We start from the raw sequence: 16,675 nt of genomic DNA, 5'->3' as shown, positions 1-16,675 counted from the left end.
GATCACTGTAATGACCACCGAAAAAGTTAAGTACGGCGTCCATTCCGAAGCCGGCAAACTGCGTAAAGTCATGGTTTGCTCCCCCGGCCTGGCCCACCAGCGGCTGACCCCGAACAACTGCGATGAACTGCTTTTCGACGATGTGCTGTGGGTGGCTCAAGCCAAGCGTGACCATTTCGACTTCGTCACCAAAATGCGCGAGCGCAACGTCGACGTGCTGGAAATGCACAACCTGTTGACCGACATCGTTGCGATTCCTGAAGCGCTGGACTGGATCCTGGAGCGCAAGATCACCGCCAATTCGGTGGGCTTGGGTCTGGTCAATGAAACCGCATCCTGGCTGCGCAGCCTGGAGCCGCGCAAGATTGCCGAGTTCCTGATTGGCGGCGTCTCCGCCGATGACCTGCCGGACAGCTTCGGCGGCAAGACCATCCAGATGTTCCGCGAATTTCTCGGTCACTCCAGCTTCATTCTGCCGCCGCTGCCCAACACCCAGTTCACCCGCGACACCACCTGCTGGATCTACGGCGGCGTGACGCTCAACCCAATGTACTGGCCGGCGCGCCGTCAGGAAACCCTGCTGACCACGGCTATCTACAAATTCCACCCGCAGTTCACCAACGCCGACTTCCAGATCTGGTACGGCGACCCGGATCAGGACCATGGCAGCGCGACCCTTGAGGGCGGCGACGTGATGCCGATCGGCAACGGCGTGGTGTTGATCGGCATGGGCGAGCGTTCGTCCCGCCAGGCCATCGGCCAATTGGCGGTCAATCTGTTCAAGAACAAAGCCGTCGAGCGGGTGATCGTCGCCGGCCTGCCGAAGTCCCGCGCCGCGATGCACCTGGACACCGTGTTCAGCTTCTGCGACCGCGATCTTGTGACCATTTTCCCGGAAGTGGTGAGCCAGATCGTCGCCTTCAGCGTGCGCCCCGACGAAAGCAAGCCGGGCGGCGTCGACGTTCGCCGCGAAGAAACCAGCTTCCTCGACACCGTGGCCAAGGCCCTCAACCTCAAAGCGCTGCGCGTGGTGGAAACCGGCGGCAACGCCTTCGCCGCCGAACGTGAGCAATGGGACGACGGCAACAACGTGGTGGCCGTGGAGCCGGGCGTGGTGATCGGTTATGACCGCAACACCTACACCAACACCCTGCTGCGCAAGGCCGGTGTGGAGGTCATCACCATCACCGCCGGCGAACTCGGTCGCGGGCGTGGCGGCGGCCACTGCATGACCTGCCCGATCATTCGCGACCCTATCGACTATTAACTTTCAAACCCTGGCCGCCGCTTATCCAGCGCGGCCCGGGGGATAACCGATACCCAAGGAGATCCAATCATGGCTTTCAACATGCGCAACCGCAGCCTGCTGAGTTTGATGCACCACACCACTCGCGAGCTCAATTACCTGCTGGACCTGTCCCGTGACCTCAAGCGCGCCAAGTACACCGGCACCGAGCGTCCACACCTGCAAGGCAAGAACATCGCGCTGATCTTCGAAAAAACCTCGACCCGCACCCGCTGCGCCTTCGAAGTCGCGGCCCATGACCAGGGCGCCCACGTCACCTACATCGACCCGGTGTCGTCGCAGATCGGCCACAAGGAAAGCATGAAAGACACCGCCCGCGTGCTGGGGCGGATGTTCGATGCCATCGAGTACCGCGGCTTCGAACAGGAAATCGTCGAAGAACTGGCCAAGTTCGCCGGCGTGCCGGTGTTCAACGGTTTGACCGCTGAATTCCACCCGACGCAAATGATCGCCGACACCCTGACCATGCGTGAACACAGCGACAAGCCGCTGCACGACATCAGCTACGCCTACCTCGGCGATGCCCGCTACAACATGGGCAATTCGCTGTTGATGATCGGCGCCAAACTCGGCATGGACGTGCGCATCGCCGCGCCGAAAGCGCTGTGGCCACATCAGGACTTCATCGATCAGTGCAAAGCCTTCGCCGAGGAAAGCGGCGCGCGCATCACCATCACCGAAGACCCGAAGGAAGCGGTCAAGGACGTGGACTTCATCCACACCGACATCTGGGTGTCGATGGGCGAGCCGGTGGAGGCGTGGGACGAACGCATCGAGCAACTGCTGCCCTACCAGGTCAACGCCGAGATGATGAAGGCCTCGGGCAACCCACGGGTGAAATTCATGCACTGCCTGCCGGCGTTCCACAACAGCGAAACCAAGGTCGGCAAAGACATTGCCGCGCGCTATCCGCATCTGGCCAACGGCGTCGAAGTGACGGAAGACGTCTTCGAATCGCCGGCCAACATCGCCTTCGAGCAAGCGGAAAACCGCATGCACACCATCAAGGCGATTCTGGTGTCGGCGCTGGCGGATATTTAAAGGACCGGCTCGGTCACTCCTGACGAAACACGGTCAATGTGGGAGCGGGCTTGCTCGCGAAAGCGGTGTAACAGGCAACATTGATGTCGACTGACACGACGCCTTCGCGAGCAAGCCCGCTCCCACACAATCCCGGTTCCCACAGGGAGATCGAATCGCCCGCAACCTCTGTTTAGAAGGACTGCATTATGCGTATCGTCGTTGCTCTGGGCGGTAACGCCCTGCTCCGCCGGGGTGAACCCATGACCGCGGACAACCAGCGCACCAACATCCGGATCGCTACCGAACAGATCGCCAAGGTCCATCCCGGCAACCAACTGGTGATCGCCCACGGCAATGGTCCGCAGGTCGGCCTGCTGTCGCTGCAAGCGGCGGCCTACACCCAGGTTTCCGCTTACCCGCTGGACGTGCTCGGTGCCGAAACCGAAGGCATGATCGGCTACATCATCGAACAGGAACTGGGTAACCTGCTGGACTTCGAAGTCCCGTTCGCCACCCTGCTGACCCAGGTCGAAGTCGACGCCAACGACCCAGCGTTCCAGGCCCCCAGCAAACCCATCGGCCCGGTCTATACCAAGGCCGAAGCAGAAAAACTCGCTGCCGAGAAAGGCTGGGCGATTGCGCCGGACGGCGACAAATTCCGCCGCGTAGTGGCCAGCCCGAGACCGAAACGCATCTTCGAAATCCGCCCGATCAAGTGGTTGCTGGAAAAAGGCAGCATCGTGATTTGCGCGGGCGGTGGCGGTATCCCGACAATGTACGGCGCCAGTGGCAAACTGCAGGGCGTGGAAGCGGTGATCGACAAAGACCTGTGCTCGGCGCTGCTGGCCGAACAGCTTGAAAGCGATCTGTTGGTGATCGCCACCGACGTCAATGCGGCGTTCATCGACTTCGGCAAACCCACCCAGAAAGCCATTGCCCAGGCCCACCCCGATGAAATGGAAAAACTCGGCTTCGCGGCTGGCTCCATGGGACCAAAGGTCCAGGCGGCCTGCGAGTTCGCCCGCCATACTGGAAAAACCGCGGTGATCGGTTCACTCTCGGACATCGAAGCGATCGTCCAGGGCAAGGCCGGCACGCGTATCAGCACGACGAAACCTGGCATTACTTATTTATAAGGAGAGACGTCAATGGCAACGTTCGAGCCGGGCAAATTACACATCGAGCGTCACGCGCTGACCAAGGATGATGTCAGCTACAACGTGCACCTCGACTATGAGGTCACGCAGGATCCCAAGAAAGGCAAAGGGATACTGTTCACCCTGCACGGCAGCATGCAGGGAAAGGACATGACGGAGACCTTCTTTCTGCCCAAGGAGGAGGCTTACAACTTCGCCAACAACGTGACGAAAATCGCCGAGAAGTACGGAATTCCCAAGACACACAGCCAGATCGGCTCGGTTCACAAGCATTACGATTTAATGTTTGAAGACATCCGGCAGAAGTTGGATATGAAATCCGGCGACCCGGTAAACCTCGAGAACTTCGAATAACCCTATTCCCCCGGATGAACGCTGTACCTGTGGGAGCGGGCTTGCTCGCGAAGGCGGAGTGTCAGTCGACATAAATGTTGCCTGCTGTACCGCTTTCGCGAGCAAGCCCGCTCCCACATTGGTTCGGTGGAGCCCTGAAGTCCTGCGCAGGATTTCACCATTGGCCCGCCCCAAGGCATACTTGCCACCCTCCGCATTCCAGAACCCAACCGCCCCATGCGTATCCACGTCAGTTTCATCGACCGCGTCGGCATCACCCAGGAAGTCCTGGCCTTGCTCGGTGGGCGCAATCTCAATCTGGATGCGGTAGAAATGGTCCCGCCCAACGTCTACATCGACGCCCCGACCTTGAGCCCGGCAGTGCTCGAAGAACTGCGCGACGCGCTGTTCAGCGTGCGCGGCGTGCAAGCGGTGACGGTGGTCGACATCCTTCCCGGCCAGCGCCGGCACTTGCAGCTCGATGCACTGCTCGCCGCCATGACCGACCCGGTACTGGCGCTGGACAGCGCCGGCAAGGTGCTGCTGGCCAACCCGGCGCTGATCGCCCTGTACGGCCGCGAACCGGCGGGTGAAAGCATCAGCGAGCTGTTTGCCGACCCGGCGCTGCTCGACACGTTGCTGGAAAACGGCTTCCGCCTGCCGCTGCGCGAGATCACCGTCAACGGTCAGACCCTGCTGCTGGACGCCACGCCGATCACCGACGCCGGTGCGCTGCTGACCCTGTATCAACCGAACCGCTTGGGTGAACGCCTCTCGGCGCTGCACCACGACCATGCCGAAGGCTTCGACGCGCTGCTCGGCGAATCCCCGGCCATTCGTACGCTCAAGGCACGCGCCCAGCGAGTCGCAGCCCTCGATGCACCGTTGCTGATCCAGGGCGAAACCGGCACCGGTAAAGAGCTGGTGGCTCGCGCCTGCCACGCCATCAGCGCTCGCCACAGCTCGCCGTTCCTGGCCTTGAACTGCGCGGCACTCCCGGAAAACCTCGCCGAAAGCGAGCTGTTCGGCTATGCCCCCGGGGCCTTCACCGGCGCGCAACGGGGCGGCAAACCGGGGCTGATGGAACTGGCCAACCAGGGCACGGTATTTCTCGACGAGATCGGTGAAATGTCGCCGTACTTGCAGGCGAAACTGCTGCGCTTTCTCAACGATGGCAGCTTCCGACGGGTTGGTGGCGATCGCGAAGTGAAGGTCAATGTGCGGATCCTCAGCGCGACTCACCGCGATCTGGAAAAAATGGTCAGCGAAGGCGCCTTCCGCGAAGACCTGTTTTATCGCCTCAACGTCCTGAATGTCGAAGTCCCGCCGCTGCGCGAGCGCGGTCAGGACATTCTGCTGCTGGCGCGCTACTTCATGCAGCAGGCCTGCGCGCAGATCCAGCGCCCGGTTTGTCGCCTGGCGCCGGGCACTTATCCGGCGCTGCTAGACAATCGCTGGCCGGGGAATGTGCGGCAATTGCAGAACGTGATCTTCCGCGCCGCGGCGATTTGCGAAAGCAGCCTGGTGGACATCGGCGACCTCGACATCGCTGGCACCTCCGTGGCGCGCCAGAGCGACAGCGAGGTCGACAGCCTCGAACAGGCCATGGAAGAGTTCGAGAAAACCCTGCTGGAAAAGCTCTACGTCAGCTACCCCTCGACCCGCCAACTGGCCAGCCGCCTGCAAACTTCCCACACCGCGATTGCCCATCGATTGCGTAAGTACGGCATACCCAATAAGCCTTAAAGCATCACTCGGTCAAATGTGGGAGCGGGCTTGCTCGCGAAGGCGGAGTGTCAGTCGACATCAATGTTGCCTGCTCTACCACTTTCGCGAGCAAGCCCGCTCCCACAGGTCTTGTATTCTGTCTGAAATCTCTCCAGAAACGACCTCCATCTGTACTGAAAGCGCTACAGTGGAATGATATCGATACACTCTCTCTTGATCACCGCCATGCAAGGCTTTGATCCATCTAGGCTTTTTTCTTCGCCGTCGACTGTAGCGATTTCGCTACAGCCATGCATTTGGCGCCTTTCATAAAAACAAGTAAGCCATTGATTTATAACAATTAAAAAACATTGGCCGTGTTTTTGCTAAGGGAATACCCATTCAGCTCTGCCTCGGCATGAGCATTCAATCGCGTCCACCAGACGAGTCTGGCCCCCTTAGGAGTTTCCATGAGCGAGTTGCGTTTTACTGAAGATCACGAATGGCTGCGCACCGAAGCTGACGGCACCGTCACAGTCGGCATCACCGCTTTCGCGCAGAACGCCCTGGGCGACGTGGTTTTCGTACAACTGCCTGAGCTGCAGTCCTACGACAAAGGCGCTGAAGCCGCCACCGTGGAATCGGTAAAAGCCGCCAGCGGCGTGTACATGCCACTCGACGGCGAAGTGCTGGAAGTGAACCCGGCGCTCGACAGCAGCCCTGAACTGGTCAACGAAGATCCGCTGGGCGAAGGCTGGTTCTTCCGCTTCAAGCCAACCGACGCCTCGGCTGTCGGCCAACTGCTGGATCAAGACGCTTACGACCGTCTGATCAAAGCCAACGCTGAAGCCTGAGGAGCGCTGACATGACTCAAATTAATCTCGGCACTGCCAACGAATTCATCGCGCGCCACATCGGCCCGCGTGCCGGCGATGAGCAAGCCATGCTCAACAGCCTCGGTTTCGACTCCCTGGAAGCCCTGAGCGCCAGCGTCATTCCCGATAGCATCAAAGGCACCAGCGTCCTCGGCCTGGAAGACGGCCTGAGTGAAGCGGATGCCCTGGCGCTGATCAAATCCATCGCCGGCAAAAACCAGCTGTTCAAGACCTACATCGGTCAGGGCTACTACGGCACTCATACGCCGTCGCCGATCTTGCGCAACCTGCTGGAAAACCCGGCCTGGTACACCGCTTACACCCCGTACCAGCCAGAAATTTCCCAAGGCCGTCTCGAAGCGCTGCTGAACTTCCAGACCCTGATCAGCGACCTGACCGGCCTGCCGATCGCCAACGCCTCCCTGCTCGACGAAGCCACCGCCGCTGCCGAAGCCATGACCTTCTGCAAACGCCTGAGCAAGAACAAAGGCAGCCACGCGTTCTTCGCCTCGGTTCATTGTCACCCGCAAACCCTCGACGTGCTGCGCACCCGTGCCGAGCCGTTGGGCATCGACGTGGTGGTCGGCGACGAGCGCGAACTGAGCGACGTCAGCGCATTCTTCGGCGCTTTGCTGCAATACCCGGCCAGCAACGGTGACGTGTTCGACTACCGCGAACTGACCGAGCGTTTCCACGCGGCTAATGCGCTGGTCGCCGTCGCGGCTGACCTGCTGGCCCTGACCGTGCTGACTCCGCCAGGCGAATTCGGCGCCGACGTGGCCATCGGCAGCGCGCAACGCTTCGGCGTGCCGTTGGGTTTCGGTGGTCCGCACGCGGCCTACTTCTCCACCCGTGATGCGTTCAAGCGCGACATGCCGGGCCGTCTGGTCGGCGTTTCCGTGGACCGTTTCGGCAAGCCGGCCCTGCGCCTGGCCATGCAGACCCGCGAGCAACATATCCGCCGCGAGAAAGCCACCAGCAACATCTGCACCGCTCAAGTACTGCTGGCCAACATCGCCAGCATGTACGCCGTGTACCACGGCCCGAAAGGCCTGACGCAGATCGCCCAGCGCATTCATCACCTGACCGCGATCCTCGCCAAAGGCTTGAGCGCATTGGGTCTGAGCGTCGAGCAAGAAAACTTCTTCGACACCCTGACCCTGACCACCGGCGCCAGCACTGCCGCCCTGCACGACAAGGCTCGCGCCCAGCGCATCAACCTGCGTGTAGTCGATGGCGAGCGCCTGGGCCTGTCCCTGGACGAAACCACCAGCCAGGCTGACATTGAAACCCTGTGGAGCGTGCTGGCCGACGGCAAAACCCTGCCGGACTTCGCCGCCCTCGCCGCCTCGGTCGAAAGCCGCATCCCGGCCGCGCTGGTTCGCCAGTCGCCGATCCTCAGCCACCCGGTGTTCAACCGTTATCACTCGGAAACCGAGCTGATGCGCTACCTGCGCAAGCTCGCCGACAAGGACCTGGCCCTGGATCGCACCATGATCCCGCTGGGTTCGTGCACCATGAAACTCAACGCCGCCAGCGAAATGATCCCGGTGACCTGGGCTGAATTCGGTGCCTTGCACCCGTTCGCTCCGGCCGAGCAAAGCGCCGGCTATCAGCAACTGACCGATGAACTGGAAGCGATGCTCTGCGCCGCCACCGGTTACGACTCGATCTCTTTGCAACCGAACGCCGGCTCCCAGGGTGAATACGCAGGTCTCTTGGCGATCCGTGCCTACCACCAGAGCCGTGGCGAAGACCGTCGCGACATCTGCCTGATCCCCTCGTCCGCTCACGGCACCAACCCGGCCACCGCTAACATGGCCGGTATGCGCGTGGTCGTGACCGCGTGCGATGCCCGCGGCAACGTCGACATCGAAGACCTGCGCGCCAAGGCCATCGAGCACCGCGAACATCTCGCTGCACTGATGATCACCTACCCGTCGACCCATGGCGTGTTCGAAGAAGGCATCCGCGAAATCTGCGGCATCATTCACGACAACGGCGGCCAGGTGTACATCGACGGCGCCAATATGAACGCCATGGTCGGCCTCTGCGCACCGGGCAAGTTCGGCGGCGACGTGTCCCACCTGAACCTGCACAAAACCTTCTGCATCCCACACGGCGGTGGCGGCCCGGGCGTCGGCCCGATTGGCGTCAAGTCGCACCTGACGCCGTTCCTGCCGGGCCACGCCCAGATGGAACGCAAGGAAGGCGCGGTCTGCGCGGCACCGTTCGGCAGCGCGAGCATTCTGCCGATCACTTGGATGTACATTCGAATGATGGGTGGCGCGGGTCTCAAGCGTGCTTCGCAACTGGCGATCCTGAATGCCAACTACATTTCCCGTCGCCTCGAAGAGCATTACCCAGTGCTGTACACCGGCAGCAACGGTCTGGTGGCGCACGAATGCATCCTCGACCTGCGTCCGTTGAAAGACAGCAGCGGCATCAGTGTCGATGACGTCGCCAAGCGCCTGATCGACTTCGGCTTCCACGCCCCGACCATGTCGTTCCCGGTGGCCGGCACGTTGATGATCGAGCCGACCGAAAGCGAATCCAAGGAAGAACTGGACCGCTTCTGCGACGCCATGATCCGCATCCGCGAAGAAATCCGCGCGGTGGAAAACGGCACGCTGGACAAGGACGACAACCCGCTGAAAAACGCGCCACACACCGCCGCAGAAATCGTCGGCGAGTGGACTCACCCGTACAGCCGCGAGCAAGCGGTGTACCCGGTTGCGTCGCTGATCGAAGGCAAGTACTGGCCACCGGTTGGTCGCGTCGACAACGTCTTCGGCGATCGCAACCTGGTCTGCGCCTGCCCGTCGATCGAAAGCTACGCTTGATCTATGGAGGGGCGGGTTTACTCGCCCCTCTCAGGAACACCGCATATCCCCTTGTGGGAGCGGGCTTGCTCGCGAAAGCGGTGGATCAGTCACTATCAATGTTATCTGACCCACCGCTTTCGCGAGCAAGCCCGCTCCCACAGGGATCTATGCAAGTCTCATTATTCTGCCAATACCTATAACAAGAAACCGGAGAACAACCATGTCTTTAAGCGTGTTCGACCTGTTCAAGATTGGCATCGGCCCCTCCAGCTCCCACACCGTCGGCCCGATGCGCGCCGCTGCGCGTTTCGCCGAAGGTCTGCGCCGTGAAGGGCTGCTGGCCGCAACCACCTGCGTCAAAGTCGAGCTCTACGGCTCGCTCGGCGCCACCGGCAAAGGCCACGGCAGCGACAAGGCTGTGTTGCTGGGCCTGGAAGGCGAACACCCGGATACCGTAGACACCGAAACCGTCGCCGCTCGCCTGCAAGAAATTCGCGGCAATGGTCGCTTGAACCTGCTCGGCGAACACAGCATTGCGTTCAACGAGAAAGAACACCTGGCGATGATTCGCAAACCGTTGGCCTATCACCCCAACGGCATGATCTTTCGCGCATTCGATGCCGCTGGCCTGCAAATCCGCAGCCGCGAGTACTACTCGGTTGGTGGCGGGTTCGTGGTCGATGAAGACGCTGCCGGTGCCGACCGCATTGTCGAAGACGCCACCCCCCTGACCTTCCCGTTCAAAAGCGCCAAGGACCTGCTCGGTCATTGCACCACCTATGGCTTGTCCATCAGCCAAGTGATGCTGACCAATGAAAGTGCCTGGCGTCCGGAAGCGGAAACCCGTGCCGGTTTGCTGAAGATCTGGCAAGTGATGCAAGACTGCGTCGCCGCTGGTTGTCGCAACGAAGGCATTTTGCCCGGTGGGCTGAAGGTCAAACGCCGGGCTGCAGCGCTGCATCGGCAACTGTGCAACAACCCGGAATCGTCACTGCGCGATCCGCTGTCGGTGCTCGACTGGGTCAACCTCTACGCCTTGGCGGTCAACGAAGAAAACGCCAACGGCGGACGCGTGGTCACCGCGCCCACCAATGGTGCAGCCGGAATCATCCCGGCGGTGTTGCATTACTACATGCGCTTCATCCCCGGAGCCAACGAAGACGGCGTCGTGCGCTTTCTGCTGACGGCCGCCGCGATCGGCATTCTGTACAAGGAAAACGCCTCTATCTCCGGCGCCGAAGTCGGCTGTCAGGGCGAGGTTGGCGTCGCCTGTTCCATGGCCGCCGGCGCCTTGTGTGAAGTGCTGGGCGGCACGGTGCAGCAGGTGGAAAACGCCGCCGAAATCGGCATGGAACACAACCTCGGCCTGACCTGCGACCCGATTGGCGGATTGGTGCAAGTGCCTTGCATCGAGCGCAATGCCATGGGCTCGGTCAAGGCCATCAATGCGGTGCGCATGGCCCTGCGCGGCGACGGTCAGCACTTCGTCTCCCTCGACAAAGTCATCCGCACCATGCGCCAGACCGGCGCCGATATGAAAAGCAAATACAAGGAAACCGCCCGTGGCGGTTTGGCGGTCAACATTATCGAGTGCTGATGCGCGCATCTGCACTATTTTCAGGAGCTGGATATGTCCACCGAACAACTGTTGAAAACCCCGTTGCACGCACTGCACCTCGAACTCGGCGCCCGCATGGTGCCGTTTGCCGGCTACGATATGCCGGTGCAATACCCGTTGGGCGTGATGAAAGAACACCAGCACACCCGTGATCAAGCCGGGTTGTTCGATGTTTCGCACATGGGCCAGATCCGCCTGACCGGCGCCAACGCTGCCAAGGCCCTGGAAACTCTGGTGCCGGTGGACATCATCGATTTGCCGGTGGGCATGCAGCGCTACGCGATGTTCACCAACGAGACCGGCGGCATCCTCGACGACCTGATGGTCGCCAACCTCGGTAACGACGAACTGTTCCTGGTGGTCAACGCGGCTTGCAAGGATCAGGACCTGGCGCACCTGCGCAAGCACCTCGGCGACCAGTGCACGATCGAGCCACTGTTCGAAGAACGCGCATTGCTGGCGTTGCAAGGCCCGGCCGCGGTCACCGTGCTCGCACGCCTGGCGCCTGAAGTTGCGAAGATGACCTTTATGCAGTTCGCCCGCGTGAAGCTGTTGGGCGTGGACTGCTTTGTCAGCCGTTCGGGCTACACCGGTGAAGACGGTTTCGAAATCTCCGTACCGGCCGCCAATGCCGAAGCCTTGGCTCGCGCCCTGCTGGCTGAACCGGAAGTGGGGGCCATCGGCCTCGGCGCTCGCGACTCCCTGCGCCTGGAAGCCGGTCTGTGCCTCTACGGTCACGACATGAACACCGAAACCACCCCAATCGAAGCCAGCCTGCTGTGGGCCATTTCCAAGCCTCGTCGTGCCGATGGCGCGCGGGCCGGTGGCTTCCCCGGCGCTGAAACCGTGTTCGCCCAGCAGCAAGCCGGTGTCAGCCGCAAACGCGTTGGGCTGTTACCGCAGGAACGTACACCAGTGCGCGAAGGTGCAGAGATCGTCAACGAAGCCGGCGAAATCATCGGCAGCGTGTGCAGCGGTGGCTTCGGTCCGACCCTCGGCGGTCCTTTGGCCATGGGTTACCTCGACAGCGCTTATATCGCTTTGGATACGCCGGTTTGGGCAATTGTTCGTGGGAAAAAGGTGCCTTTGCTTGTAAGCAAAATGCCATTTGTTCCACAACGCTACTATCGTGGTTGATCGACCGTTTCTATAAGTAACGCGGCTGCGTTAACAGTGCACTAATCTGTAACGCAGCCGCCATAAAACAGTGCGAACGTTTCGTTTATGAACGTTACTTATAACGATCGAAAACAACTGAACAACTCCATCGAATAAGCCTGCGCTAGTGCCACCAACCCGAGGAAATACGGGCCTTCGCAGGGCTTGTTTTTTCTCCCGTAGTTGGCGTAGAGTTTGTTCACTGTGTTTGCATGGGTCGCTTGGAATCGTGACCTGGGCAGTAGCCTACAAGTTAGCTACATCCCGTCCGACGTCTTCTTACTCTCCTGCAACCAGCCCCAGTACTCTTTCACCAGAAGGAGACTGTCATTCATTTTTTTGCGTCAAAGGAAATAAGAAATGTCCCAACGTCAGAGCGGTACCGTCAAGTGGTTTAACGACGAGAAAGGTTTTGGTTTTATCACTCCAGAAAGCGGTCCGGATCTGTTCGTACATTTCCGCGCTATTCAGGGCAACGGCTTCAAGAGCCTGAAAGAAGGCCAGAAAGTGACTTTCGTTGCTGTGCAAGGCCAGAAAGGCATGCAGGCTGACGAAGTACAAGCAGAAGCCTGATCTTCTGTAGCGAAAAAGCCCCTGATACTGATATCAGGGGCTTTTTTGTGCGCGTAAATCCGTAAAATGGCTTCTTTTTCCGTTCAGAGGCTGCCATGTCGAAACACCTTCTATATCCACAGGGCGACTTCCCCGCCGTCGGCCTGGGTCGTCGCCTGGCAGCGATGTTCTACGACTTCCTGTTATGCACCGCCCTGCTGATCGTCACCAGCGGCATTTACAAGATGATCCAGATGGCGATCATCGGCGAAGGCCAAATGCGCGCCTTGACCGACGCTGGCGCGCTGGACGGTGATCCGCTGCTATCAACGGTGCTGTTGTTCGTGCTGTTCGGTTTCTTTGCCAAGTTCTGGATCTGGTCGGGGCAGACGCTGGGCATGCAGGTGTGGGGCATCCGCGTGCAAAACGCCGACGGCTCATCCATCAGCCTGTGGCAGGCACTGCTGCGCTTTGTGGTATCGATCGCGTCCTGGCTATGCCTCGGGCTGGGGTTCTTCTGGTCGCTGTTCGACAAGCAGAAACGCAGCTGGCATGACATCTACTCCAATACCCAGCTTGTACGGATTCCGAAGAAGACCAAGTGATTCAGCCATACACAAATCAATGTGGGAGCGGGCTTGCTCGCGAAGAGGGCATATCATTCAACATTGATGTTGTCTGACACACCGATTTCGCGAGCAAGCCCGCTCCCACAGTTTTTGCATCTTGACTGACAGACCTCAGGCGTTGCCGGCCAACTTCATCCGCGCCGCCTGCGTGAAATCAAGCATCCGCTTCAACGGCCGCACCGCCTGCGGAATCAACGCCGGATCAACGAAGATCTCGTTGGTGCCTTCGCGCAAGCTCTTCAGCGTGCGCTCAAGCGTGTTCATCGCCATCCATGGGCAATGTGCGCAACTACGGCAGGCTGCGCCGTTACCGGCCGTTGGCGCTTCGATGAAGACCTTGTCCGGACACAGCTGCTGCATCTTGTAGAAGATGCCACGGTCGGTGGCGACGATCAGGGTCTTGTTCGGCAGACTTTGCGCCGCAGCGATCAGCTGACTGGTGGAACCCACCGCGTCGGCCAACTCGATGACGGCGGTTGGTGACTCCGGGTGCACCAGGATGGCCGCATCCGGGTACAGCGCCTTCATGTCTTCGAGCTGCTTGGCCTTGAACTCTTCATGGACGATGCAGGCACCGTCCCACAGCAGCATGTCGGCACCGGTCTTGCGCTGGATGTAAGTGCCCAGGTGCTTGTCTGGTGCCCAGATGATGGTTTCGCCGTTATCCATCAGGCTTTCGACGATTTCCAGCGCGCAGCTGGACGTCACCACCCAGTCCGCACGCGCCTTGACCGCCGCCGAGGTGTTGGCATACACCACCACCGTACGTTCCGGATGCTGATCGCAGAACGCCGAGAACTCGTCCACCGGGCAACCCAGGTCCAGCGAGCAAGTCGCTTCCAGGGTCGGCATCAGTACACGTTTTTCAGGGTTGAGGATTTTCGCGGTTTCGCCCATGAACTTCACACCGGCGACCACCACAGTCTTGGCCGGGTGGGCATTGCCGAAGCGGGCCATCTCCAGAGAGTCGGAGACGCAACCACCGGTTTCTTCGGCCAGGGCCTGAATGACCGGATCGCAATAGAAGTGGGCAACCAGCACCGCGTCCTGAGCCTTGAGCTCGGCAGCGATGGCAGTACGGTAATAAGCCTCTTCCTCGGCCGTCAGCGGCTTGGGCTGCTTGGCATCGAGGTGGGCTTGAACCAGAAGGCGTTCGGAAATCTGCGTCATGTTCGCAAGACCTGCAGGCGCTTTCGCGCGAAAGTCGAGTATACACCCGGCTCCGGACCCTTATGGGTACCGCCGGGAGAGTGAGTATTCATCAGGCATGGACAGCGTTGAAGCTGCGCAAGGCTACAGAATATCCCGTGGATGCAAAAGATGATTCTGACCTGCGTCACCCGGACTGAGCCGACCTCAAATCGCGGGCAAAAAAAAACCCGGAAATCCTCACTTACGTGGGCCTTCCAGATTTTTTAAAATGGTGGGTCGTGTGGGATTCGAACCTACGACCAATTGGTTAAAAGCCAACTGCTCTACCAACTGAGCTAACGACCCGCTGTGTGGTGGCGCGTATAATACTGATTTTTAAGGACTATTCAACACCTAATTTGAAATAAATTAAAAATAAGGTGTTGGGTCAGTCACACCGGCCGCCGCGAAGCCTTCTGCACGCAGGCGGCAGCTGTCGCATTTACCGCAGGCGCGGCCATTATCGTCTGCCTGATAGCAGGAAACGGTCAGTCCGTAATCGACGCCAAGCTTCACGCCCGCTTGAACGATCTGCGCCTTGCTCAGGTTCTGCAGTGGCGCCTGGATACGGAAGCCCTGCCCTTCTACCCCGGCCTTGGTCGCCAGGTTAGCCATGCGCTCGAAGGCTTCGATGAACTCGGGACGGCAATCCGGGTAACCGGAGTAATCCACCGCGTTAACGCCGATAAAGATGTCACGCGCGCCCAGCACTTCGGCCCAGCCCAGCGCCAGGGACAGAAACACGGTATTGCGCGCCGGCACGTAAGTCACCGGGATACCTTCACCCGGTGTTTCCGGCACATCGATACTAGTGTCGGTCAACGCCGAGCCGCCGATGCCATTCAGGTTCAGGCCGATCACCTTGTGCTCGACCACACCCAAGTCTTGGGCGACACGTGCGGCGGCGTGCAATTCTGCGTGAGACCGCTGACCGTAATCGAAGCTCATGGTGTAGCAGCGGTAGCCTTCGGCACGGGCCATGGCCACGACTGTCGCGGAGTCGAGGCCACCGGACAGCAGGATGACCGCACGTTTTTCGACAGTGTTCAGTTGTTCAGTCATTTCAGCGCCCCGGCTCGTCATTCCAAAGATATTTATGCAGCTGCAATTGCAGGCGCACAGGCAGATTGTCCGCCACCACCCAGTCCGCCAGATCGCGCGCGTTCAGATCATGGTGGCTCGGCGAGAACAGGACTTCGCCGGCACGCTGATCCAGGCCGTATTGAATCAGCTTGGACACGGCCCAGTCGTAGTCTTCCCGCGAGCAGATGACAAACTTTACCTGATCGTTAGGCGTGAGCAGCTCAATGTTCTCGTAGCGGTTGCGGTGTGCTTCTTTCGAACCCGGGGTTTTCAGGTCGACGACGCGACTGACCCGCGGATCGACCGCCGAGATATCCAGCGCGCCACTGGTTTCCAGCGACACTTCGTAGCCGGCGTCACACAACTGCTTGAGCAAGGGAATGGCATTCGGTTGCGCCAGGGGCTCGCCGCCCGTGACACAGACATAACGCGGGCGAAAACCGGCCACTTGCTCGAGGATGTCATCGAGCGTGCGAATGGTGCCGCCAGTGAACGCGTAGGCGCTGTCGCAGTATTGGCAACGCAATGGGCAACCGGTCAGGCGCACAAAAACAGTGGGCAGCCCGGCAGTCCGCGTTTCACCCTGCAACGAGTAGAAAACTTCGGTGATTCTCAATGTGTCTTGCATAGTCGCCACGGGCGTAACAGCTAAACAGGCTGTCCGCCTCCGTCAGGCACTTCAAGGAACCTCGCCAACGCGCAGATCCCAAAAAGCGTGTTTCATAAAAAGGGCATGAATTCTAACGAAAAAACCCGCGACAAGCGCGGGTTTCTTCTAAACGCGTCAAGCAAACTTACATGCGCTGCAAATCGCGTTGAGCCAACTGGGCGGCGGAAGTGCCCGGATACTGGGACACAACCTGCTGCAGAATGCCTTTGACCCGGTCGGTATGACCGAGACGGCGCTCTACATCAGCGAGCTTGTACAGCGAGTCAGGCACTTTTGGGTGCTTGGGGTACAGCTGCGAAACCTTGGCAAATGCCTGACCTGCGCCTTGCAGATCGCCTTTGGCCAGGTTCACTTCACCCAACCAGTACTGGGCGTTGCCCGCGTATTGGCTGTTCGGGTATTTGCGCAGGAATGCGGCGAAAGCCTGGCTGGCCTTGTCGAAATCCTTGGCCTTGATCAGGTCGAAGGCTGCATCGTAATACAGTTTTTCCTTCGCCGGATCAGCCGGTTCGCTACCTGCGGCAGGCGCTTGTGTGGCAGCGGCTGCC

15 protein-coding genes and 1 tRNA gene are annotated in these 16,675 nt (G+C 60.0%); 11 read left to right on the top strand and 5 right to left on the bottom strand.

All coding sequences use genetic code 11. From position 1 onward, the window contains the following. Positions 1 to 10: 10 nt before the first annotated feature. The 11 genes from arcA to PMI36_RS12100 all read left to right on the top strand — a co-directional run bounded on the left by arcA (position 11) and on the right by PMI36_RS12100 (position 13,159). The gene (gene arcA, locus PMI36_RS12050) at positions 11 to 1,267 is read left to right on the top strand and encodes an arginine deiminase (protein WP_007903338.1); all 1,257 of its coding nucleotides are present in this window, start codon (positions 11 to 13) and stop codon (positions 1,265 to 1,267) included. A gap of 69 nt (positions 1,268 to 1,336) precedes the next feature. Then, complete coding sequence (locus PMI36_RS12055; protein WP_007903335.1) at positions 1,337 to 2,347, top strand: ornithine carbamoyltransferase; 1,011 nt, start codon at positions 1,337 to 1,339, stop codon at positions 2,345 to 2,347. 188 nt (positions 2,348 to 2,535) lie between these two features. Further along, a complete protein-coding gene (arcC, locus tag PMI36_RS12060) occupies positions 2,536 to 3,465 on the top strand; it encodes a carbamate kinase (protein WP_008072928.1) in 930 nt (309 codons plus the stop codon). Between the two features lie 12 nt (positions 3,466 to 3,477). Next, positions 3,478 to 3,840: a DUF5064 family protein gene (locus tag PMI36_RS12065; RefSeq protein ID WP_008072926.1), complete on the top strand. Its 363-nt coding sequence runs from the start codon at positions 3,478 to 3,480 to the stop codon at positions 3,838 to 3,840. A 216-nt stretch (positions 3,841 to 4,056) separates the two neighbouring features. Next, complete coding sequence (locus tag PMI36_RS12070) at positions 4,057 to 5,565, top strand: sigma-54-dependent transcriptional regulator (protein ID WP_008072925.1); 1,509 nt, start codon at positions 4,057 to 4,059, stop codon at positions 5,563 to 5,565. Between the two features lie 431 nt (positions 5,566 to 5,996). Next, on the top strand, positions 5,997 to 6,380 hold the full coding sequence (gene gcvH, locus PMI36_RS12075) for a glycine cleavage system protein GcvH (RefSeq protein WP_007903329.1): 384 nt from the start codon (positions 5,997 to 5,999) through the stop codon (positions 6,378 to 6,380). A gap of 11 nt (positions 6,381 to 6,391) precedes the next feature. Next, positions 6,392 to 9,244: an aminomethyl-transferring glycine dehydrogenase gene (gene gcvP / locus PMI36_RS12080; RefSeq protein ID WP_008072923.1), complete on the top strand. Its 2,853-nt coding sequence runs from the start codon at positions 6,392 to 6,394 to the stop codon at positions 9,242 to 9,244. Between the two features lie 202 nt (positions 9,245 to 9,446). Further along, the gene (locus tag PMI36_RS12085) at positions 9,447 to 10,823 is read left to right on the top strand and encodes an L-serine ammonia-lyase (RefSeq protein ID WP_008072921.1); all 1,377 of its coding nucleotides are present in this window, start codon (positions 9,447 to 9,449) and stop codon (positions 10,821 to 10,823) included. Positions 10,824 to 10,856: 33 nt separating this feature from the next. Beyond that, positions 10,857 to 11,981, top strand: a complete 1,125-nt coding sequence (gcvT, locus tag PMI36_RS12090; protein WP_008072919.1) for a glycine cleavage system aminomethyltransferase GcvT — start codon at positions 10,857 to 10,859, stop codon at positions 11,979 to 11,981. Positions 11,982 to 12,362: 381 nt separating this feature from the next. After that, positions 12,363 to 12,575, top strand: coding sequence for a cold-shock protein (locus PMI36_RS12095; protein WP_003175786.1), 213 nt, complete (start codon positions 12,363 to 12,365; stop codon positions 12,573 to 12,575). Between the two features lie 95 nt (positions 12,576 to 12,670). Continuing rightward, positions 12,671 to 13,159: an RDD family protein gene (locus PMI36_RS12100; RefSeq protein ID WP_008072918.1), complete on the top strand. Its 489-nt coding sequence runs from the start codon at positions 12,671 to 12,673 to the stop codon at positions 13,157 to 13,159. Between the two features lie 135 nt (positions 13,160 to 13,294). Here PMI36_RS12100 and nadA read toward each other — a convergent pair whose 3' ends face one another. The 5 genes from nadA to ybgF all read right to left on the bottom strand — a co-directional run. Continuing rightward, complete coding sequence (nadA, locus tag PMI36_RS12105; RefSeq protein ID WP_008072916.1) at positions 13,295 to 14,353, bottom strand: quinolinate synthase NadA; 1,059 nt, start codon at positions 14,351 to 14,353, stop codon at positions 13,295 to 13,297. Positions 14,354 to 14,604: 251 nt separating this feature from the next. After that, positions 14,605 to 14,680 (bottom strand) — tRNA-Lys (locus PMI36_RS12110). 63 nt (positions 14,681 to 14,743) lie between these two features. Then, positions 14,744 to 15,436 (bottom strand): 7-cyano-7-deazaguanine synthase QueC, encoded by a 693-nt coding sequence (gene queC, locus PMI36_RS12115; RefSeq protein ID WP_008072915.1) that lies wholly within the window; start codon positions 15,434 to 15,436, stop codon positions 14,744 to 14,746. Position 15,437: 1 nt separating this feature from the next. Beyond that, positions 15,438 to 16,085, bottom strand: coding sequence for a 7-carboxy-7-deazaguanine synthase QueE (queE, locus tag PMI36_RS12120; RefSeq protein ID WP_008072914.1), 648 nt, complete (start codon positions 16,083 to 16,085; stop codon positions 15,438 to 15,440). A 166-nt stretch (positions 16,086 to 16,251) separates the two neighbouring features. Further along, on the bottom strand, positions 16,252 to 16,675 hold a 424-nt coding region (ybgF, locus tag PMI36_RS12125), incomplete at its 5' end, for a tol-pal system protein YbgF (protein WP_008072912.1).

Origin of the sequence: Pseudomonas sp. GM79, from assembly GCF_000282495.1 — a bacterium.
Classification (GTDB): Bacteria; Pseudomonadota; Gammaproteobacteria; order Pseudomonadales; family Pseudomonadaceae; genus Aquipseudomonas.
The sequence above is the reverse complement of the archived record's forward strand: the minus strand, read 5'-3'. Positions and strand labels throughout refer to the sequence as shown.